General features: G+C 67.8%; 17 protein-coding genes and 1 pseudogene. 10 read left to right on the plus strand and 8 right to left on the minus strand.

Annotated elements, in window-relative coordinates:
• Nucleotides 1-40 precede the first annotated feature (40 nt).
• Genes VES41_RS18450 through VES41_RS18470 form a run of 5 tightly spaced genes read left to right on the plus strand, consistent with a single transcriptional unit; the run spans nt 41 to nt 5,507 of the window.
• Nucleotides 41-1,336, plus strand: a complete 1,296-nt coding sequence (locus VES41_RS18450; protein WP_324820037.1) for a formylmethanofuran dehydrogenase — start codon at nt 41-43, stop codon at nt 1,334-1,336.
• Nucleotides 1,333-2,994, plus strand: coding sequence for a formylmethanofuran dehydrogenase subunit A (locus VES41_RS18455; RefSeq protein ID WP_324820039.1), 1,662 nt, complete (start codon nt 1,333-1,335; stop codon nt 2,992-2,994). Before VES41_RS18450 ends, VES41_RS18455 begins: the two co-directional genes overlap by 4 nt.
• Nucleotides 2,991-3,914 (plus strand): formylmethanofuran--tetrahydromethanopterin N-formyltransferase, encoded by a 924-nt coding sequence (gene fhcD / locus VES41_RS18460; protein ID WP_324820041.1) that lies wholly within the window; start codon nt 2,991-2,993, stop codon nt 3,912-3,914. The genes VES41_RS18455 and fhcD overlap by 4 nt, the downstream gene beginning before the upstream one ends.
• A 55-nt stretch (nt 3,915-3,969) precedes the next feature.
• On the plus strand, nt 3,970-4,794 hold the full coding sequence (locus tag VES41_RS18465) for a formylmethanofuran dehydrogenase subunit C (protein ID WP_324820043.1): 825 nt from the start codon (nt 3,970-3,972) through the stop codon (nt 4,792-4,794).
• Nucleotides 4,791-5,507 carry an HAD family hydrolase gene (locus tag VES41_RS18470; protein WP_324820045.1) on the plus strand — a complete coding sequence of 239 codons (717 nt, stop codon included), beginning with the start codon at nt 4,791-4,793 and terminating at the stop codon, nt 5,505-5,507. The genes VES41_RS18465 and VES41_RS18470 overlap by 4 nt, the downstream gene beginning before the upstream one ends.
• An 85-nt stretch (nt 5,508-5,592) precedes the next feature.
• On the opposite strand, the pseudogene VES41_RS18475 reads toward VES41_RS18470, so the two are convergent.
• From VES41_RS18475 to VES41_RS18490, 4 genes and pseudogenes are all read right to left on the minus strand, one after another.
• Nucleotides 5,593-5,934: pseudogene (locus tag VES41_RS18475) on the minus strand (DUF1214 domain-containing protein); the annotation flags it as partial.
• An 18-nt stretch (nt 5,935-5,952) separates the two neighbouring features.
• Entirely contained in the window at nt 5,953-7,044 is a 1,092-nt protein-coding gene (locus VES41_RS18480) for a DUF1254 domain-containing protein (protein ID WP_324820047.1), read from the minus strand.
• A gap of 171 nt (nt 7,045-7,215) precedes the next feature.
• Complete coding sequence (locus VES41_RS18485) at nt 7,216-11,154, minus strand: autotransporter outer membrane beta-barrel domain-containing protein (RefSeq protein WP_324820049.1); 3,939 nt, start codon at nt 11,152-11,154, stop codon at nt 7,216-7,218.
• A 233-nt stretch (nt 11,155-11,387) separates the two neighbouring features.
• Nucleotides 11,388-12,503 carry a helix-turn-helix transcriptional regulator gene (locus tag VES41_RS18490; RefSeq protein WP_324820051.1) on the minus strand — a complete coding sequence of 372 codons (1,116 nt, stop codon included), beginning with the start codon at nt 12,501-12,503 and terminating at the stop codon, nt 11,388-11,390.
• Between the two features lie 204 nt (nt 12,504-12,707).
• Here VES41_RS18490 and VES41_RS18495 point away from each other — a divergent pair, with 204 nt between their 5' ends.
• The gene (locus VES41_RS18495) at nt 12,708-14,312 is read left to right on the plus strand and encodes a hypothetical protein (RefSeq protein WP_324820053.1); all 1,605 of its coding nucleotides are present in this window, start codon (nt 12,708-12,710) and stop codon (nt 14,310-14,312) included.
• Between the two features lie 4 nt (nt 14,313-14,316).
• Here the strand turns inward: VES41_RS18495 and VES41_RS18500 are convergent, their stop codons facing one another.
• Nucleotides 14,317-14,754 carry a helix-turn-helix domain-containing protein gene (locus VES41_RS18500; protein WP_324820055.1) on the minus strand — a complete coding sequence of 146 codons (438 nt, stop codon included), beginning with the start codon at nt 14,752-14,754 and terminating at the stop codon, nt 14,317-14,319.
• 89 nt (nt 14,755-14,843) lie between these two features.
• On the opposite strand from VES41_RS18500, the gene VES41_RS18505 reads away from it, so the two are divergent.
• Both VES41_RS18505 and VES41_RS18510 read left to right on the plus strand, forming a co-directional pair.
• Nucleotides 14,844-15,239: a DoxX family protein gene (locus VES41_RS18505; RefSeq protein WP_324820057.1), complete on the plus strand. Its 396-nt coding sequence runs from the start codon at nt 14,844-14,846 to the stop codon at nt 15,237-15,239.
• Nucleotides 15,239-15,877, plus strand: a complete 639-nt coding sequence (locus tag VES41_RS18510; RefSeq protein ID WP_324820059.1) for an NAD(P)-dependent oxidoreductase — start codon at nt 15,239-15,241, stop codon at nt 15,875-15,877. The genes VES41_RS18505 and VES41_RS18510 overlap by 1 nt, the downstream gene beginning before the upstream one ends.
• Before the next feature lie 8 nt (nt 15,878-15,885).
• Here VES41_RS18510 and VES41_RS18515 read toward each other — a convergent pair whose 3' ends face one another.
• A complete protein-coding gene (locus VES41_RS18515; protein ID WP_324820061.1) occupies nt 15,886-16,446 on the minus strand; it encodes a dihydrofolate reductase family protein in 561 nt (186 codons plus the stop codon).
• Between the two features lie 154 nt (nt 16,447-16,600).
• Here VES41_RS18515 and VES41_RS18520 point away from each other — a divergent pair, with 154 nt between their 5' ends.
• Nucleotides 16,601-17,578, plus strand: a complete 978-nt coding sequence (locus VES41_RS18520; RefSeq protein ID WP_324820064.1) for a hypothetical protein — start codon at nt 16,601-16,603, stop codon at nt 17,576-17,578.
• Nucleotides 17,579-17,627: 49 nt separating this feature from the next.
• On the opposite strand, the gene VES41_RS18525 is transcribed toward VES41_RS18520, so the two are convergent.
• Both VES41_RS18525 and VES41_RS18530 read right to left on the minus strand, forming a co-directional pair.
• The gene (locus VES41_RS18525) at nt 17,628-19,508 is read right to left on the minus strand and encodes an integrin (RefSeq protein WP_324820066.1); all 1,881 of its coding nucleotides are present in this window, start codon (nt 19,506-19,508) and stop codon (nt 17,628-17,630) included.
• A 113-nt stretch (nt 19,509-19,621) separates the two neighbouring features.
• A complete protein-coding gene (locus VES41_RS18530; RefSeq protein ID WP_324820068.1) occupies nt 19,622-20,512 on the minus strand; it encodes a LysR family transcriptional regulator in 891 nt (296 codons plus the stop codon).
• Between the two features lie 111 nt (nt 20,513-20,623).
• Here VES41_RS18530 and VES41_RS18535 point away from each other — a divergent pair, with 111 nt between their 5' ends.
• A complete protein-coding gene (locus VES41_RS18535; protein ID WP_324820401.1) occupies nt 20,624-21,016 on the plus strand; it encodes a carboxymuconolactone decarboxylase family protein in 393 nt (130 codons plus the stop codon).
• Nucleotides 21,017-21,064: the final 48 nt, after the last annotated feature.

Below are 21,064 nucleotides of genomic sequence, written 5' to 3' on the forward strand. Positions count from 1 at the left end.
CGGCGGGAACAGGTGGCACATCGCTTGCGGTGCCGGAGCAATGAGCGACCCCCTGCTTGCCACGGAGGACGGCGCGGTGCGCTGGACCTCGCCGTTCTGCCTGTTGCTGTGCGACACGCTGGCGGTCCGGGCCGATGCCTCAGGCCGCGTGCTGGAGCTGGCCGCGGGCGAATGCGCCGGCGCGCGCCGCGCCTTGTCGCGATTCGGCGCCATGCCGTCGACGGCCACGCCGCTCGTCGACGGCCGACCGGCTGCGCCGGAGCAAGCGATCGAGGCCGCGGCCGACATCCTGGCCGCGAGCCGCCAGCCGCTCTTCGGCGGCCTGGGCACCGACGTGGCGGGCGCGCGGGCGTTGTACCGCCTTGCCGAAGGTTCGGGCGCCATCTGCGACGCCGCCCAGGGCGACGCGCTGATGCACACCCTGCGCCCGCTGCAGGACCGGGGCGGCTACGGCACCACGCTGGCCGAGGTGCGCAACCGTGCCGATCTCGTCGTTTGCGTGGACGGCCTGCCCGCCGGCGAGGCAGCCGAGTGGCTGGCGCGCTGCGGCGTGGGCAGCCCCGACGCGACTCACCTGGTGCTGCTGGGGGGAACGCCGGGCGACCAGGCGGCGCTGGCGACGCTTGCCGCGCGCGGCGCGCTCACCACCGAGTACGTGGCGCTGCAGGGCGACCTGTTCGACACGGTGGCGCTGCTGGGCGCCCGGGTGGCGGGACGCACCGTGCCTGCGGCGGCGCCGGCCATCGATGCGCTGGCCGGGCGGCTGCAGGCCGCGCGCTACGCCGTGCTGGTCGGCCAGTCGGCCAGGCTGCCGGCGCATGGCGCGCTGGTGGTCGAGGCGGTCCACCGCATCGTCGGCACGCTCAACGCAAGCACGCGCGCCGCCGCCATGTGGCTGGGCGGCGGCAACGGCGCGGGCACGGTCAACGCCGTGTTCACCTGGCTTTCGGGCCTGCCGCTGCGCTCGCGTGCCGGACCCGCCGGGCGCGAGCACGATCCGGCGTGCCTGGGCACCGCGCGGCTGCTGGCCGATGACGCCGTCGACAGCCTGCTGTGGGTTTCCAGCTTCGACCCGGACTGCGCGCCGCCGGCGACGACTGTGCCGCTCGTCGTGCTGGGGCATCCGGAGCTGGCGGCGTCGGCGCAGCGCGAGGGCAGCGTGTTCGTCCCGGTGTCGACGCCGGGCATCGGCTCGGCGGGCCACCTGTTCCGCGCCGATGGCGGGGCGGTGCTGCCGCTGGTGCCGGTCTACCGCGACACGCTGCCGGAGCTGGCGGCAGTGCTGGACGCACTGGCCCGGCGCGTGCAGGCCCTGCGCGCGAAGGCTGCGCCATGAGCAGCATGCGACTGGCCGGTGGCCTCGTCATCGACCCGGCCGGTCCCGCGGACGGCGTGCGCGACCTGTGCGTGCAGGACGGGCGCATCGTCTCGCTCGACCCGCGCGCGCCGGTGGACGAGACGATCGACGCCAGCGGCTGCGTGGTGATGGCCGGCGGCATCGACCTGCACACGCACATCGGCGGCGGCAAGGTCAACCTGGCGCGCCTGCTCATGCCCGAATCGCACCGCGGCGACGCGCAGTGCGGCGGCTGCGTCCCCGGCACGCTGGACACCGGCCACCGCTATGCGCAGATGGGCTACACCGCAGCGTTCGAGCCGGCGATGGTGGCGAGCAACGCGCGCCACGCCCACATGGAGATGGGCGACACGCCGATCCTGGACCACGGCGCCTACGTGATGCTGGGCAACGACGAGTTCTTCCTGCAGCTTCTTGCCGAGGGCGGGGCGGCGGGTGGCAACTTCGAGGCCATCCGCGACTACATGGGCTGGACCCTGCGCGCGACGCGGGCGATGGGCGTGAAGGTGGTCAATCCGGCGGGCATCTCGGCCTTCAAGTTCAACCAGCGCAAGCTCGACGTCGACGAGCGGCACGTGCACTGGCAGGTGACGCCGCGCCAGGTGGTGCACACGCTGGCGCGCGCGCTGCGCGAACTGGGCGTGCCGCATCCGCTGCACATCCACGGCAGCAACCTGGGCGTGGCCGGCAACATCGCCTCGACGCTGGAGACGATCCGGGCGCTGGAAGGGCTGCCGGCGCACCTGACCCACGTGCAGTTCCATGCCTACGGCACGGACGGCCCGAGGAAGTTCTCGTCGGCCGCGCTGGAGCTGGCCGAGGCGGTCAATGCCAACCCGGCCATCAGCATCGACGTGGGCCAGATCATCTTCGGCCAGACCGTCACGGCATCGGGTGACACCATGCGCCAGCATGCGCAGGCCGGCTTCGGTTCGCCGCGCAAGTGGGTCGGCGCCGACCTCGAATGCGAGGCCGGCTGCGGCGTCGTGCCGTTCCGCTACCGCGAGCAGAGCTACGTGAATGCGTTGCAGTGGGTGATCGGGCTGGAGCTGTTCCTGCTCGTGCGCGACCCCTGGCGTGTGGTGCTGACCACCGATCATCCCAACGGCGGCCCGTTCACCAGCTACCCGCACTTGATCCGGCTGCTGATGGACCGCGCCTTCCGCGAGGAACAGCTGGCCAGGCTGCACCCGGAGGTGGCGGCCAACTGTGCGCTGCGCTCGATCACGCGCGAACTGAGCCTGCACGAGATCGCCATCATGACGCGCGCCGCGCCGGCGCGGCTGCTGGGCCTGCCCGATCGCGGCCACCTGGGCGTGGGCGCCGCGGCGGACATCGCCGTCTACCGCGAGCATGCCGACCGCGAGGCCATGTTCCAGGTGCCCGAGTACGTGTTCAAGGACGGCACGCTCGTCGCGCGCGGCGGACGCGTGGTCGCCACGCCGGTGGGCGGCACGCATTTCGTCGAGCCCGACTACGACCGCGGCATCGAGAAGCGGCTGCGTGCCCACCTTGCAGCGCACGGCTCGGTGAACTTCGATCACATCGCGATCGGCCATGACGAGTTGTGCCGCTGCTGCAACGGCGGGCGCCTGCTGCCGGCGGCGTGCTTCCCCGACGGGCGTGCGGCACCATGACCGCGGCGCTCGTGCGCAACGGGGTGCAGATCGACGACACCTTCGCCGAGGCCTTCCCGATGAAGGCCACGCGCATCCTCGTGACCGCCCGCAACGCGACCTGGGCGCGCCATGCGGCCGTGAGCGCGACCGGCCTGGCGACCTCGGTGATCGGCTGCGGCTGCGAGGCCGGCATCGAGCGCGTGCTCGACCCCGCCGAGACCCCGGACGGCCGCCCCGGGCTGAGCCTGCTGCTGTTCGCCATGTCGGGCAAGGAACTGGCCAAGCAGGTGGAGCGGCGCGTCGGCCAGTGCGTGCTGACCTGCCCGACCACCGCGGTCTACGCCGGCATCGCCGAGGGCGAGGCCATTGCGCTGGGCAGGAACCTGCGCTTCTTCGGCGACGGCTGGCAGGTTTCGAAGATGATCGACGGCGTGCGCTACTGGCGCGTGCCGGTCATGGATGGCGAGTTCGTCGCGCAGGAAACCACCGCGGTGGTCAAGGGCGTGGGGGGCGGCAACCTGCTGTTCCTGTGCACCGATGCCGACAGCGCGCTGTCGGTGGCCGAAGCCGCGGTGGCCGCGATGCAGGCGCTGCCGAACGTGATCCTTCCGTTTCCGGGTGGCGTGGTGCGGTCGGGGTCCAAGGTGGGCAGCAAGTACGCCGCGCTCGGCGCGTCGACCAACGACGCGTTCTGCCCCGGCCTGTTCGGCCTGGTGGGCGCGAGCGAACTCACGACCGCGACGCGCTGCGTGATGGAGATCGTCATCGACGGCCTGGCCGAGGCCGACGTGGGCGCGGCAATGCGCGCCGGCCTGGAGGCGGGCATTGCGCTGGGCGCTGGCAAGGGGCTGGTGCGCATCTCGGCGGGCAACTACGGCGGCAAGCTCGGGCCCTTCCACTTTCACCTGCACCGGTTGCTGGGGGAGGGCGGGGCGTGAGCCGCCGGGCCGCCCGCAAGGCGGACGCCGCAGCGCGCGGCGCGGGGGGTGTTTCGTGAGCGGCTGGCGCCTCGTGCTCAAGGCCGCGCCCGCATTGCGGGTCGACCTGCGCGGGATCACGCCTGCGGCCCTGCGCGGGCTGGCGGCGGCGCAGGTCGAGCGGCTGCCGGTCGGCTACGGCAACGCCCGGCTGGAACTGGGCGAGTTCTTCAGGCTGGCGCCGGGGACGGAAGACGGCACGCTGACCTTCGAGGGCGACCTGTCGCGCTTCGACCGCGTCGGCTGCGGGCTCGACGGCGGACGCATGCTCGTCGAAGGCGGCGTGGGCCACCACGCTGGTGAGGGCATGCGCGCCGGCCAACTGCGCGTGCAGGGCGACGCCGGGCTGCTCGCGGCGTGCGAGATGGCGGGCGGGACTTTCACGGTGCAGGGCAACGTCGGCGACTTTGCCGCCGGCGCGCTGCCGGGCAGCATGGACGGCATGCGCGGCGGCACGTTCGTCGTGCGGGGCAGCGCCGGTGCCCGCTTCGCGGACCGCATGCGACGCGGCAGCGCCATCGTGCACGGGGATGCGGGCGACTTTCTCGCGTCGCGCCTGGTGGCCGGCACCGTCGCGGTCGGCGGACGCGTCGGCGCGCATGCCGGCTTTGGCATGCGGCGCGGCAGCATCGTGCTGGCCGCCGGCGCCGGGGCGGCCGAGATTCCCGCCACCTTCGTGCCGGCGCTGGGGGCCGCCGATGTGTTCTGGCAGCTGCTGGCGCGGGACCTGGCACGCCACGGCGGCGTGTTCGCATCGCTGCCGGGCAGGACGATCCAGCGGCACCTGGGCGACCTGGCCGCCGACGGGCGCGGCGAGCTCATCGTGCCAGGCCAGCCATGAAGCACCGTCGCCTGGCCCTGTTCGACCTCGACCTGACGCTGATCCCGTTCGACAGCGGCATGGCCTGGACGCAGTTCCTCATCGAGCGCGGCGTGCTGCCGCCCGAGGCCGAGCCGCAGTACCTGGCCTACTGCCATCTGTACATCGCCGGCACGCTGGACATCCATGCGATGCATCGCAGCACCATGCAACCCCTGCTGCGGCATCCGCGCCAACTCGTCGCGCAGTGGCAGGCCGAATTCGAGCGGCGCATGGCGCCGCGCATCCCGGCCGCGAGCCGCGCCCTGGTCGAAAAGCACCAGGCGCGCGGCGACCTGTGCGCGCTGGTCACCGCAACCACGGGGTTGATCGCGCAGCCGATGGCGCGCGTGCTGGGCATCGACACGCTCATCTCCACCCGCACCGCCACCGTCGATGGCGTGGAGGACGCGCCCTACACCGGCGAGATCGACGGCGAGCCCTGCTACCGCCAGCACAAGGTCAGCCGCGTGCGGCAGTGGCTGCGCGAGTCGGCGTGCGACCTGGCCGACTTCGAGGAATCCTGGTTCTATTCCGACTCGATCGGCGACCTGCCGTTGCTCGAAGCGGTGTCGCATCCGGTGGCCGTGTGTCCCGACGAGCGCCTGCGTGCGCTTGCGCTGGAGCGGGGCTGGCCTGTGCTCGATCTGGAGCGGGCGGGGGCGGGGTTGGGTGATGGCGGGAATGCGCCCTGAGCGGCCTCCAAGCGGGTCGGACAAAGCGGTCATTCCCGACGCACAACAGTGTTCCGCGCGTTGTCAGCAGCGGTGAAAGGCGAAACTACCGAACCAGTTCGAAGTCTGCTGGCTTCCAGCTTCCATCGAAGGCCGCTTGCTCAGGGCCGTAGATACGGAAGTACGTGAACCAGCCTTTGCCGGGAGTGGTCTTGAGCCAGCGAGCCTCTTGTCCGGGGGGAGGTTTAGGGCCGAAGTACAGGTCGACGGAACTACCCCCAGCGTCCTTGAGTTCGACCATCGAGCGCAGTGCTGCCTTTCCCTGGTCAGTGAGCAATTCGCTACGAGTGTGCGGGTCGTAAAGGGTGACCGACCAAAAGAGCTTGCCCGGCACCGGCAGGGGCACCGTGAGCTTGTACGTCTTGGCTCCGTCCAGGTAGGCTCCGGACGCGTCTCGTGTACCAAGCTAGTAGAGCGACCCGGCAGCTGCCGTGCGCCGGAACATCGCGGGCGACTCGATTTGCGCTTGGTAGAACCACTTCGCGCGAGCGTCCAGGTCTTTGTATGTGGGCAGGTCGAACGTGCCGTTCTCGGGCCTCAGCGTCGCCCACTCCCACTTTCTGTCCGGCCACATGACGCGGTCTGGCCGGCGGTCGGCGAACGACTGCACTCGCATCTGAGCATTGGCGATGCGAGCGGCCTTCTCGAGAATGGCTTTCATACGCGCATCCGGCTCGAACTGCTTGCCTTTCTCGATGCCCAGAGCCGCAAGTTCCCCGTAGTTCATTCGATAGGCTTCATATGGCGGCTCTGCATCGATCAATTGATGCAAGCGCTTCCAGTAACCGATGTTGTTCTCCCACGGCCCCGGCGTGAACTCGCCCGGTCGGTCGCCGATGGGCGCCCAGGCGAGTTCAGGCCAGTCGGCCGGCCGGTTGAGCGGATAGAACTTGATGGTCTTGAGCCTCGCGATGGCCCCGTCCACGTCGCCATTCGCGGGAATGACGCGCATCAACATGAGGGCCCGGTTGGACGTGGCAGTCGCCACAAAGTAGCCAGCCGGCACATCACCCTTGTACCCGGGAGGGAGAATCAAGTGCTTGCCACCCTTCCCCTCATCGGGCCCTGGGAGACCCATGTCCATCACCCATCGCTGGTTCATATCGTTGACCACGCAGATGAGCGGGCCAGGAGGCAACTCCACCACCATCGGGCCGTTGGACAGGTCCACATTGATACCGGCGTAGGGAGTATCCGAGTTCGGGGTGAACACGGTCTGATAGGGACTTCCCATCAAAAGCATGGCGGTCTTGTTGGGCACCAGGCCAGCCTTCTCATTCCCGTCCCAGGTGGCAGCAATCGACACCGATGGATAGAAGAACTTGTAGGTTTGGATGGCACGCGTCAGGTCCGCATCGTCATATGCCTTCCTCACCGTGGCCGGCGTCGGGAAGCCGCCCTTGAACTGGTAGCCCTCCTGGCCGATGGCAGGTCCAAAGGGCAGCAGTGCTGCGCTGACCATCAGACACCGACACGCGTTCTTTTGTACGCCAATCATCGCTCTGACCTCACGAGTTTGTGCTCTGTAGGGAGTTCCGAATGGCAGGTTACACCACCATCGGTGGCCCTGAGCTCACTGCGCTAGACACGGCGGCCGCATCGGCAGAAGCGGGCTACGCAGATGGACTGGATCCAACCGGTCCGCCGCCAAGGCACTGCGAGGTGCCGGCTACCAAGTCTTCTTGGCGCCAATGCGAGCCGAGTAGCCATGGAATCCCTGGCTACCCCACTGGTACCCTAGATTGGCCCAGCCGCTCCAGCCCTTGTCCAGCTGCGTGTTGGCGCCGAGCTTCACCTCGTAGCGGTTGCTGGGATAGAGCTGCTGGAAGGCTATCTGGTTCAACGTGGTGCCGTCCGAGGTGTCGTCGTGCCACCAGTTGAGCGTCAGGTACGGCTGAGTTCGACGACCGTCCTCGTGAACCCAGGTCCGGTGCACACGCACACCCAGCCGGCCAACCCAGCCGCTGCCGTCATCACCGCGCACCTGAGTTCCGTTGGGCTCCGTCACAGCGTCCTGCCAGTCCTTGGCAAAGATGAGCTGCGCTTGGGGTTCGACAATCCAGTCACTGTCGTCTCGCACGCGCATCGCATAGCCTGTCTCGGCGGAAACGGCCAAACCCCGCGAGTCGTAACGAACCTCGGGAAGTGCATCGCCCTGGACCTTGTTCTTGTACCAACCGTAGTTGAGCCAGACATCGGTGTACCAGCCGAGCTTCTGTGGGTCCTTGTCGTTCTGGTACCAGGTACCGTAGGCCCCCACGCTCCATCCCTCGGTCTCCCCTTGCGCCTTGGCCGGATTGCCGAATGCCGTGGCATCGCTCGTGGCGCTGCCATAGCCCAGCATCAGGCCCAGATGCAGTCGGTCCGGCGGGCTTGTATCCTTGTCCTTGAAGACTGACCATTGAGCGACATCCCCCCCGCCCTGGATGAGCCAGCTCCGCGTGTCCACATCGAAGTTGCCATCCTTGCTGCCGGCGTCCGTGTCTTTGCCCACGATGCGCAACCAACCCGAGCGCCGCTTGTCATCAGGCTTGTCAAAGGATTGCGTTTCGACCCACTGTGGCTCTCCGAGGCGGTCGTGCAGGCTGTGAAGGAACATGGCTGCGGCCTGCCGCTGATTGGACAAGTACGCCCCGACCTCCGGCCGATATAGCGGCGCGGGCGGCGCAGGCGGCGCAGGCGGCGCGGGCGGGACGGGGGGCGTCGGGGGCGCGGGAGGCGGCGGGTCAACAGGCGGATCGGGAGGACCAGGCGGGGGCGCCGGCTGTTGCGACCTGAGGTACCAAGCCTGCGCATTGGTGCCGTCGGCAGACCCTCTGAAGAGCTGATATTCGTAGGGGCCCTGCACGGTGCGACCGACCATCGAGAAGGCCGTGCCCGCGGTAGTGCCGCCGGCGGTCGTGTCCACAACCAGGATGCCATTGCTCGAAGTCGCCGCGCCTGGGCCTCCCGCGTTGGTGAACTTCAATCCACTATTGCCCGTCGCTGCGCCGCCGTTGATGATGAGCCTGTCCGAAGGCGAGCCATCGACACCGAGGTACGTGTTCAATCCGATGACGCTGCCCGCTCCACCGTTGTAATTCGCCACTGTCAGTGTCTTGAACGTTCCGGCAACAGGCGCTGAGAACAGAATCTGGCTGGCTGCGCTGCTGAGGTTGGTGAGATTCGAGTTGCCTGTGAGATTCCATGTCGTCCCGTTGGTGAGCGTGACGTTCGACGTTGCACCGGCGGCCGTCGTGGCCGCGCCGTTGACGGTGGAACTGGAAAGCGCAAGGTTTGCCGCGTCGGCCGTTGCTCCCGGCGCCTGCAGTCGCGGCTGGGCCTTTGCGATGACTGTCGTGTCGGGGCCCGGCGGTGGCGTTCCGTCTACCAGGTCAGGAGACCCGGTGAGCGGCAGGTCGGCACTCAGAGGTGGGAAGTCGGCTTCGGGGCCGACGTGAAGCCACAGGCCGCTGCCCCCTACGGTGGCTCCGGAAAGCGAGATGTTGGCAGCGCCCGTGACGCCAATCGTCGGCCCGCTGCGGTTGGTCAGTTGGCTTTCCGTGAATGTTGCAGTGGACGCCCTGCCTTCTACGCCGGGCAGCCCGATGGCGTACAGGGCGGCCGCGCTGTCGCCGGTGGCGCTAACAGCGGAGTTGCTCCCAAGCACCGCGCCGCCGTCGATGACGACGGCACCATGCGAGCCCGCCCCTGACGTCTGGATATTGCTGCGGGTCAGTTCGATGCTGGCGGACGGTTTTCTTGCCAGCGCGCCATGAGCCAAACTGCCTGTGGTCGTGACTGTGCTGTCCGTCGCAGTGATGGCCGCGCCGCCGGCAGGCGCAATCGCTGCGGACAACTCGACCCAGTTTGCCCGCAAGCCCACCGCGCCGTCTCCGTGCGTGGTCACTGCAGCCTGCGCCAGCGAAATCGTCGCAGGCGCTTGATAGCTCTGTTGTGCGGCAACGCCCCAGGCGTTCAGACCAAAGGTCTCGACATTGACCCCAGTGCCAGTGATGCTCGCCGGAAATTGAGGTCCGTTTTGCTCGACGACGGCAAACATGCCCAACGCTGTGCGTTCCTGCGTCGTGATGCGCGTGCCGCTCAGCACGACACTGCCCCCATCATCGGCGTTGACGCCCATCGCCTCCGTGCCGGTGGTACTTACGGTCGTGCCCGTGGCGGTCAGAACGGCACCCGGATTGCGCGCGACGAGAGCAATCGCACGGCGAGCTTGTCCGTCATCGTTTCCCGAAGTCGCCACCGAGCCATTCGTCAATTGAACGTTGGCGTTCAGGTCAGCGAGGACACCCATCGCATTACCGCTGCCGCTGGTGACGAATGCCGTGCCGTTGGCCGTTGCCGACGCGCCCGCGACGTACAGGGAAGGGCCATTCACGCCGAGCGTCGTGGCCGAACCGCCGGTCAGCGACATGGTGGAACCCAGCTCGACACGAACACCCGCGCCGGTGGCAGCCGACGATTGCACCGTCGTGTTCGTAAGCTCGACGCGCGAAACGGGCCCGGTTGCCTGGACCGCGTTGGATTTCTCCGAAGAGATGCTCGTATCCTGGAAGACGGCCAATCCGCCATTTCCGACAAGCAGTCCGTTTGAGCGAGGGCCCGTTGCCCTGAATGCACTGCCGGCGGATGCGTCGAGCCGGGACCCAGCGTCCTCCACAGATGCCGCATGCGCGAAGTTGACGTCGCCGCCCGTGGAAGTTGTTCCGACGAGATTGCCAGTGGAGCCGGAGAGCACCCGGATGCCACCGCTCGCGTTCGCCGCGTTGCCGGCTCCAGTCCCGTTCAGAGTGCTGTTGGTCAACTGGATGGAGGCGCCGCTTTCTGCGCGTGCAGCATTGGCCAAGGTCGCAGCAGCCGTGACCGATATTCCGGTGCCGACGATTCGGCTGCCCGCGTCGACGGCGTACAGGCCGTGTCCGGCCAACGTTGGCAAGGTCGTCGTCTGAGCCCCACTTGTCGAGACCGTTGCCCCTGCGTCGAGCGTTATCAGGCCGCCGGCCTCTGCTTGCACTGCGACGGCGCCCCGCGAGGCCGTGGTGATAGAGCCGCCGGAGAACTGCACGCTGCTGCCCGTACCGGTCGCGACCACGCCACGAATGCCCGTCGCGTTGCCGTTGCCATTGACCAGGACCGTCGCTCCCGTCAGTTGCGCCGTGCCTTGGTCGCTTACCAAGGCGCCGGTAAGCCCTCCCGCCACGGCGGTATTGGTCGGCTGCAGACGGACGCTCGAGCCTGCGGAGGTCAACAGGCTTCCGACCCCGGAGACGCGGAAGCCGAACTGATTCGCCGCCTGCGCACCCAAGGCGGTCGTCTGCACGGTGCTGGCGTTGAACGTCGCTCGTCCACCGGCTGTCACGCTGATGGCGCCTGTACTCGGGTTCGTGAGATTGATGGAGTCGTTATTGGCTGTGGCGTCTCCACCCGCTCGAACGTCCAGTGCGATGGGGTTGGCCGTTGTCGCCGTGATGGTCGTCGCGGGCGCTACCGTACAACTGCTTGCTATGGGATTGACGCACTGAGCCCAGCTGCCCGACCAGCCCCAAAACGCCCCGGCTGCAAGCAGAGGAAAAAGGCTCGTTGTCTCCCCGTAGCTGGCGTTGCGCATACAGCCTCCTCCAGTTGAGCTGGCACCCTTCGTGAAGCGCACACAGGACGGTGTCGGGGGCGGATTTGAGACCCAGTTCAGCGGCGTGTCAACGCTACATACGAGGCCTCAGATGCTTCCCTGACTGCCCGCTTCGGCTCCACTTCTCCAGTGCGCGACAGCGGACCTACCGCTGACCACGTCCAGCAAGACCGCTGCGTGCCTCCAACGCCTACGCACGCAGTGCAGACGGGTCAGCTCGACGACAACGCCAGGCGGATCAGGTCTGCCTGGCGGTTGCAATCCATCTTCTGCATCAGCACGGCGATCTGTCGACGCACGGTGTTGATGGTCACGCCCTGCGCGCGCGCGTGAGCCGCCGGAGTCTGTCCTTCGACCAGTGCGCAGAGCACCCGCGCCTCTGCATCGGTCAGGCCGAAGGAGGCGCAGAGCAATGCCGGGTCGGCCGCGAAGTGTCGGTGCAGCTTCACGCGTGCGATGACCATCGACTCGCCTCCCAGCCGCAGGGCCTCCGGTGCCCGCGCCAACTCCAGCCTGCACCCACCACGCCCGCCTGAGCTGCCCAGGCTCAGCACCCTCGTGTCGCCGGTGCCGAAGTGCAGACGCGCCAATGCACTCGCCAATGCGTCCCGCACGCGCAAGTCTGCATGCCAAAGCACCCCTTTGCGCATGCCCAACCCGCTGCGGGATTCCTCAAGAAGCGCCGCGGTGCGCGGGCATTGCCGCAGCACGCGCGCGCAGTTGTCGATCAGCATCACCCCTTCGCCAAATGCTGTCGCCGTGCCCTCCAAGGCCTCAAGCCAACGACTGGAACGGTCGTGGCGACACACCAGGGAGGCTTGCACGGCTTGCGCATAGCGGGCGATGCGCGGACTTGCGCGCAGGGCCGCGCCGTCGGCACGGATCGTTGAACGCTGGAAGGAAATGGAAGCAGATCGCCTGCCTTCCTCCAGAACCAGGGACTGGATCTGACGCATGCGGTAGCGACACATGAAGTCGACGTAGTACTCATTGCGATGACGGTCGATGCTCGACAGCTTGTCCTCGGTGTCGAGCCATGTGCCCCCAGGGCGTGGCCGCTCGGGCTCGAGCATGATGTCGTGGCTGCTGTAGTGCTCCACGTAGGCCCGCTCGGTCGCCGGGTCGTTGCCGACCGACTCGAAAGTGACCAGCCGGCGCCCCTCGAAAACGATGAAGGTGGCGCCCTCGGCGCCGACCAACTCGCGCCCGCAGGTCAGGATCTCGCGCCATGGCGGCGAAGGGTCGGCCAGCGAGTGCGCCGCCTCGACGGCGCGCGCCAAGACAAGGTCATCCTGACCGGCATTTTTCAAGATGCTCTGATTCCTCATCGTCCCTCCTGCCCACCCGGACGAGCCCGTGCTCCTTGCGCATTCAAAACAGGGCGGTGGCGCATGGCCTCCCCCAACGAAAGGAGTCGCGTCGACCGGTCTCGGTCTTTCGTTATCAATTCGCATGATGCGTCAGAAAGGCCGACTAAGAATACTTTTGCCTGACACGGTTACATGTTGCAACGTCACCTGACAGGAGAAGGTATGACCCGATACGAGCAATTCGAAAGAAGGGCCCTGGCATGCGCGGCACTGCTGGCCCTGACAGCCTGCGGCGGGAGCGGTGGTAGCGACTCCTCGCAAGGGTCGCAGGCTGGTCCCTCGACGCCGGCGTCCGCGACCATCGCCGGCAAAGTGGTCGTGCTGGGGCCGGTGGGCGGCGCGACAGTCTGCGTGGACCGCAATCGCAACAACACCTGCGATGCAGGCGAGCCGGCATCCGCCGAGACCGGCACCGACGGCGCCTACGAATTCAGCTACACGCCGTCCAGCCAGGCCGAAGGCGACGAACTCGCGGCGGCCCCATTGGTGGCGCAGGTGAATGGCAACAATCCTTCACTGCCGGCCTTCAGCAAGCCATTCACGATGAGTGCGCCCAGCGGCAAGCGCGCGCAGGTCAATCCGTTGACCACGCTGATACAGGCTGGTGTGGATTCAGGCCTTGCGCTCGAGCGCGCCGAGGCGGCGGTGCTGCTGCAACTGGGCTTACCCGAGACCGCGCAGCTGTACGACTACCAGAACGTTGCTGTGGTGGACCCCACGCGTTTCGAGGACAACGCCTTTGCCGCCGCGTTGGTGACAGCGGACGCACTGCACAGCGGCGTGGCCCTTCGCGTAGTCGACCCGACAGCCGCAACCGTCGCGCCTTCTGACCAGTTGGCCAGCCTGACCTTTACCAACCCGGACAACTACTTCGCGCAGACCTATCCCACCGATGGCGTCGCCGACCCCAGCACCGGCAGGCGTCGCCTGACGGATCTGCGCGAAGGCAAGACCAATGGAGCGGCAACCCCGCACGACACGCTGTACCCGCAGGTGCGGTTGGGCTCCGGCGGGTGGGTGCGTTGCGACGAGAACGCCTCCTTCACATCATCCTTGGGAACGCCGAGTCGTAGTGACTTTTGCGAAGACAGCACGCTTACGATGAGCCACGGCGCTTCCACGGACATTGCGGGACGCAAGATGGCGGACGTGGTTGCAGAAATGCAGGCCGGCGAGGGAAATTCCATTGCGGGCGTGAATCCCGCGGTGGCCTTCGCCGATCCGAATGCCGTCTTTCCTCCCGGCTCGCTGCTGACCTTGCGCCGCGGCGTGAATCTGAGCCAGCCCTACTCGATCAGCTTGTTCGACCCCAACGAGAAGACCGGGTACTCCAACCTGGAGGCATTGATCGCCGCGCTGCCGGTATCGGGTGTCAACCTCGCAACCGGCGCAGGCTCGGCCAGCCTCGGCCTGATCGACGACAACGTGCACAACCTGAGGGTGGCTTCGATAGATGGCGCCAAGGCCGTGCAGTACTACCGCTGCGACTTCGTAAGCGGCGTGGTCAGCAACTGCGCCGTTCTTGCGACGGGTACGGTCGAGATCAAGACCGCGGGGACTGCCAGGGTGCTGGAGTTCATTGGCTATCCCGACTCACCGATCAGTACGGTACGCACCTATGGAGAGTACGCCGGGGCGGTCTACGTGGCGCGCCGAACGAAGTCGGCTTCACAGTTCAACGGCTACGTTTCCCACCGCGTCAATGGCGTCGCCTGGGAGGCCATGAGGCCGCAGCTGGGACTTGGGAGTGCGCCCATCGCACGCTGATCGTCTACCCGTTCCTTTTGGCAGCCGCCCGATCGAACGCTGTTCGGGCCGCTTCGATGCTTGGCCGATTCGCATAGGCCCACTCGCCCAATGCGGTGATGGGCTGACGCAGCGAATGCCCGAGATCCGTGAGCGCGTAGTCCACGCGCGGCGGGATCGTCGGGAACACGGTGCGCGTGACCAGCCCATCGCGTTCCAGCCCGCGCAGCGTCAGCGTCAGCATTCGTTGCGAGATGCCGTCCACTAGCCGCCTGATTTCGTTGAACCGCCTCGGACCTGCGCCCAGCAGCATCACGATCAGCACGCTCCACTTGTCGCCAATGCGAACAAGGATCTCCGCCACCGGACGGCAGTCGCCTTTCAGGGCCTCATGCCCGCCTGTTTCATGCAGTCGCTTCGCCAGTTCGTGGGAGTCGACGATGGGTGGGGTGGTTACTTTCATGTGCCTTCTTGTGCGGTGCCGTGACGGTATCTAACATAGCCTTGGTTATCAATATATACCTGGCATCGGCCGTGAAGAAGAGTTCGAACATGAAGATCAAGTGGGTTTACTGGGCGAGCACCGCGCTGCTGGCCATGTTGTACGTCGCCGGCGGCACGATGTACCTGAGCAATATCGCAGGCATCCAGCAGGCGTTCGCCAAGCTCGGCTATCCGGCCTATCTGGTGCCCATTCTTGCGGTGGTCAAGCTGGCCGGTGCCATCACCGTGGTGTGGCGCTTCAACAGGGCCCTGACGGACCTGGCCTATGCAGGCATGTTCTACCACCTGCTGCTGGCGTTCTCGGCGCACATCAATGCGGGCGATGGAGGCTTCGTGCCAGCCATCGTCGGCTTGATCGCGCTGCTGATCTCGTTCTTCACGCAGAATGCCGCGCGTGCCAAGCCTTCGCCGTACGGCAGCTGGGCGCTGGTGAGGAGCGCCTGATGCGGGTCGTGGTCTTCGGCGCAACGGGACCGACCGGGCGGTTGGTCCTTCGCAAGGCGCTGGCTGCCGGGCACGAGGTGACGGCTTACGCGCGCAGTGCGGCCAAGCTGGAGCCCGCGACCGGGCTTCATGTGATCGTCGGCGAGTTGACCGATGTTGCCGCGATCCGCCATGCGGTCGAAGGTCATGATGCCGTCATCAGCGTGCTGGGCCCGACCGGCAAATCCAAGGGTACGCCCGTGGCCGATGGCATGCGGCACATCGTTCAGACGATGGCGCAGGCTGGCGTCCGGCGACTGATCGCAACCGCCACGACGAGCGCGCAGGACCGCCACGATCGTTTCAGTGTTTCCTTCTGGCTCGCCATGCGCCTGGTCAAGGCCTTCGCCGGGAATGCGTACGACGAGATTCTGGGTGTTGCCGAAGCGATCCGCACTTCGACGCTCGACTGGACCCTGGTACGCCTGCCGATGCTCTCCGACAAACCTTGTGGCCACCCCGCCGCGACTGGCTACGTGGGTGACCCTTCGATCAAGCTGTTCTCGATGTCGCGCGAGCCTCTAGCCGAATTTCTTGTGGCGCAACTGAACGACGTGCGCTGGATCGGCAAGTCGCCCGCGGTCAGCAACGGATCCTGAGGCGGTCGTCAGCCGCGCGCGCGCCGGTAGTGCATGGCGACCGCACCGCAGCGAAGCGGCCTGGCGGAGACCAGCTCCAGCCGTCGCGTGCCGGGCAGCCCGCCTTCGTACAGGGTCGGGCCGTGGCCGGCGATCCGGGGGTGGATGAGCAGCTTGTATTCGTCGATCAGGTCCAGCCGATCGAGCGCGGCCGCAAGCTTGCCGCTGCCGACGAGCACGCCGGCCGGGGTCGCGTCCTTGAGCTTCTGCACGCCCGCGTGCAGGTCGCCGGCAACGTGGTGGCTGTTGTTCCACGGGAATTGCTCCCGTGTCGACGACACGACGTACTTCGGCTTGGCGTCCAGCTTGACCGCCCACTCGCGCAGCGCTGGCGGCGCCTGCTGCTCGCCGCGGGCGACTGCCGGCCAGTAGCCCTCCATCAGTTCGTAGGTGACGCGGCCCCACAGCATCGCGCCCGCCTCGTCCATGAGGGCGGTGAAGAAGGCGTGCGTCTCGTCGTCGGCGATCCCCTCACGGTGGTCGATGCAGCCGTCGAGGGTCACGTTGATGCTGAATGTCAGGCGTCCCATGCCGATGAATCTACCTCCGATCGCTCGCTTGGACGACGAATGGGCGCAAGACCAGTGCAGTATTCGCCCCATGGGTTGTGCGCGGACCGGTGCTTTCCGCTGCCAGCCACCCATCGGCCAACAAGGGAGAACGATGCGAGTACGAGCAACACACATGAGGCATGGCGCCGCGCGGCGCGCCGCGGCTTTGGCCGCGGCCTGTTGCACGATCGCCGGCGGTGCCGAGGCGCAGACCGGCGCTGCGCCGCGCGACGCCCTGCGCGATACCGTGGCCGGCGCTCGGCTCGGGGCAGGCTATGCCCAGATGATCAACCTCTCGGCCGCGCCCGACATCAGCGCGGCCAACTACCGCATCGGGCCCGACCAGCCTGGGGGCAGCACCGGGCGCCTGGACGTGTTCCGCCTGCCGTTGCAACGGCGCTGGATGGCCTTGACGCCCGACACCGACCTGTACTGGCGCGCTGCCGGCGGCTACTTGCAGTTGCGGGACGAGTTGCCGCTGGCGGCGCCGCAGTCGGGCGTCATCCGCAGCCGCTGGCAGGCCTACAGCGCATCGGCCGGCGTGCTGGCCAGCGTGCGCATGGGGCAGGGCTTCGCGCTCGAGCCGGCGCTGGACGTCGGCCTGGCGCGGCTGGACAACCATGCGAGCTTCGACGGCGACGCGCAGCCGCTGCGCCCGCTGCTCGACGGCCTGCTGTTCAACTGGCACACCGATGCGTATCTCGTCACGCCGAGCCTGGGCCTGCAGTGGAATGCGCTGGCCGCAGGAGGGCGCACGTCTGTGCACGCGCGCCTGGCGCATACCTGGATCACGAGCTTCGGAGAGACTGACCCGGTGCAGTCGTTCCGCGAAACCGCCAGCTTGTATTCGCTGCGCGGCGAGTTCGTGCGCAGTACCGGGCTGCATCTTGCCGGACGACCGCTCGATTGGCTGGCCTTTGGCGGCGTGGCCGGCTTCTTCGGCGCCAACCGCCACGCGCTGGGCTTCGACACGGTGGCCGAGCTCGGCGGCGGCTTCGAAGTGCCGCTCTCGTTGTCGCCGGGGCAGCCGGCCCGCGCCCGGGTGTCCGGCAGCTACCTGCGCGGCGACAACGTGCGCGGGTGGTCGATCGGCATCAGCCTGCCTTTCTGAGACGCCGGCGCGCGCGCGTCCGACGCGGCTGCCGGCACCATGGCCGGGCTCAGTACAAATGAACGGTGTCGACGCCGTCTGCAGTAGAGCCGGGCGCATGGGCTTGTGCAGGCTGCGCGACCGCCAGCGTGCGGCCGTCGGCCGAGAGCGCCAGGGAGAATGCAAAGGCTGCACTCGAGTCCGTGCCCTCCACGCGGGCCAGTTGGGCCCAGGCCCCGCTCGTGCGCGTGTACACATACGCTGCACCGGGGTCGCTCAAGGTCAGGCTGCCAGCGCGCGCGCAGTTCTCGCCGACCGCCAGCGTCGCCCCGTCCCCCGACAAGGCCAGGCTCATGCCGAAGCATTCGAAGGCACCGGCGATAGAGGCCTTGACGTAGCTCTGCTGGGTCCAGTCGCCATTCGCGCGTCTGTAGACATAGGCCGCGCCAGCCAGGCGGGCGCTGGTGTCCGACTGGTCGCCGTCGATGCCGGTGGCGTTGCTGGCTTCGCCCGGTGCCGAGACCGCCAGCGTGCTGCCGTCAGCGGACAGGGCAAGTCCGATGCCGAAAATTGCGCCGGCGGCCGGGTTGGACGCCTTCACGTAGGCCTGCTGGACCCAGGTGCCGTTCGCGTGGGCAAATACGTACGCCGCACCGGCGGATGCCGCACCGTTGTCGGGGTCCGCATACCCGCCGGGCTTGACGCCGGACGTCCCGCTGCTCTCGTACGGCGCCCCGACCGCAAGCATGCTGCCGTCTGCAGACAGCGCCACGGTAAGCCCGAAGCCATCGCCGACGTCGGCGTTCGATGCCTTCACGTAGGCCTGCTGCGCCCACGTGCCGCTGGCGCGGGTGTACAGGTACGCCGCACCGGCGCCGGGTGCGCTCGTGTCGAACTGGTTGCCGTCGATGCCGGTGGCGCCGCTCGGCTCGGAAAGCGCCCCGACCGCCAGCACGGTGCCGTCGGCAGACAACGCCACGCTGGTGCCAAAGTAGCTGCCTGGCGCCGTCGAGCCTTTCACGTAGGCCTGCTGGGCCCAGGCGCCATTCGTGCGGGCGTAGACGTACACCGCGCCGGTGTCGGCCGCGCTGTTGTCCGACTGGCTGACATCGACGCCGTGGGCGCTGCTGTCCTCGCCGGGGGCGCCGACCGCCAGTGTCGTGCCATCTGCCGACAAGGCCACGCTGGAACCGAACCAATCGCCAGCTTCCGTGTTGGAGGCTTTCACATAGGCCTGCGGGACCCAGGCGCCGTTCGTGCGCGTGTACACGTACACCGCGCCGGCCGCTGGTGCGCTGTCGTCGGCCTGGTCGCCATCGATGCCGGTGGCGTTGCTCGCCTCCTGAGTCGCGGCGACGGCAAGCGTCGTGCCATCGGCCGACAGGGCCATGTAGGCGCCAAACAGATCGCCGGTCGCCGGCCCGGGCGCCTTGACTTGCCCGATGGCCTTGGTCGGATCCGGCACGACCTGGGCCGATGCCGGCCCGCAGCCCGACGCGTTGCACGCGCGCACGGTGTAGCTGGCGTTCAGGCGCAGATGCAGTGCGACGGTGTACTGGAGTGCGGTCACGCCCACGTCGGCGCCGACCTGGTTGGCGGGTGCCGGACCGCTGCCGTCAGGGTCCTCCTGCACCTGGTAGTACGTGGCACCTGCCACCGGGCTCCAGCTGAAGTCGTAGCGCTGCGCCGCATAGCCCACCACGAAGTCGGCCGGCGCGCTGGCCGGCACGGCTGGTGCGCCGACCGGCAAGCCCGGCTCCTGCGGCGAGGCCTGCACGGGCGGCGTGGTCTGCACCGGCGGCGCGGGCGCCGGCCCGGGGTCGCGCGCATCGCCGCCGCAGCCAGCCAGAAGTGTCGCTGCCGCAAGCATGGCCAAGGCCTGGCACTCCAGGCGGTTGGCGGCCGGGCTCGAGAAACCGGCGCGCGGGGCGATCAAGGCATCGGAAGTCATGACGACCCTGTAACAAAAGGTGGATGACTGTAACCGCGTGGCGGAAGTGCCCGCTTCGGCCCGCGACGCGATCGACCTTGTGACGCGCGCCTGAAACTTGCGCCTTGGACGCGCTACGGTTGTCCGCGCGCTCCCGCAGCCGCAGTCAGCATGTCCCGCAATGGCTGCCGGTCCCGGCGCGTGACGAGCCCGATACCGACGGCGAGTTCTTCGCCCTCGGCCAGCGCCCTGTACACGACGCCCGCCCGTCTCAAGCCGGTGAAGGATCTGGGCAGCAGCGCCACGCCGCGTCCGCTGGCCACGTCGCTCAGCAGCACATGATGGTCGGTCGGTTCCCTCAGCTTCGATGGCGCGAAGTCATGGCGCGAGAAGACCTTCTGGCAGTAGTCGTAGAACGCGGGCTGCCGCGCACGCTCGAACCAGAAGACCGGTTCACGCGCCAAGTCGGCGAGCCTGACCGCCCTGCGCCTTGCAAGTGGATGCGAGGACTGCATCGCGACCACCATCGGCAGCCGATCGAGCGCCAGGACGTCCAGCCCATGCGCATCCGTGGGCAGCGCCACGAAGGCGGCGTCCAGCTTGCCGGCGCGAAGCTGGCGCACCAGCCGGGGCGAGGTATCGGACACGGTCGACACCGTTGTCCCGGGATGAGTCGATTGCACCCGTTGCGCCAGTCCGCGGAACCAGCTCGGCTCCGCAGCGCTGGTCAGGCCGAGCCGAAGGGTGGCCGGCAAGCCCCCTGTCGCCAGTTCGGCCTCGGCCTCGCGCAACAGCCTGCCGATGCTGCGCGCATACGGCACCAGCCGCTGCCCGGCCGCCGTCAGGTTCACCCCCTTCGTGTTGCGGTCGAACAACCGCGTCCCCAACCGTTCCTCGAGCTCTCGGATCGCCCGACTCAACGGCGGCTGGGACAGGTGCAGCGCCTCGGCCGCCTGGCGGAAGCTCAGCGCGTCCGCGACGGCAAGAAATAGCGCCAGTGCCCGCGAATCCAGGAGGTTTGACATATCAAAAAGGTATCACGAACTTGGTCATTCCGCGGGGCACACGCCAGTCCTACAGTGGCCTTCATCAACTTTTTTTCCGGAGCATTCATGACCCATTCCACCCGCAACGAAATGAGCGCCGACCGCTACGAACGCGGCTCCCGCATGCTGACCGCCGTGGACGGTCCGGCTGGCGTGGAGGTCGTCGAGGGGCTGGCGAAGTCGTTCCCTGACTTTGCGCGCTATGTGCTCGAGTTTTCGTTCGGCGACATCTACGCCAGGGAAGGCCTGGGCTTGCGAGAGCGCGAACTGGCGACGGTTGCGGCGCTGTGCGCACTGGGCAACGCGCAGCCCCAATTGCGCGTGCATGTCCATGCCGCGTTGCACGTCGGGTGCAAACCATCAGAGGTGGTCGAGGTCGTGATGCAGATGGCGGTCTACGCCGGATTTCCGGCGGCGCTGAACGGCCTGTCCGTGGTGCGCGAGGTGTTCGCAGAGTCAGGAATCGAGCTGCCGCTGGACTGACGTCTTGCGCCGGGTGAACGAGGCCTGGGCCGAACCCGGCCGGGCACG

The sequence above is a fragment of the Variovorax sp. genome (genome assembly GCF_035634955.1).
Classification (GTDB): domain Bacteria; phylum Pseudomonadota; class Gammaproteobacteria; order Burkholderiales; family Burkholderiaceae_C; genus Variovorax.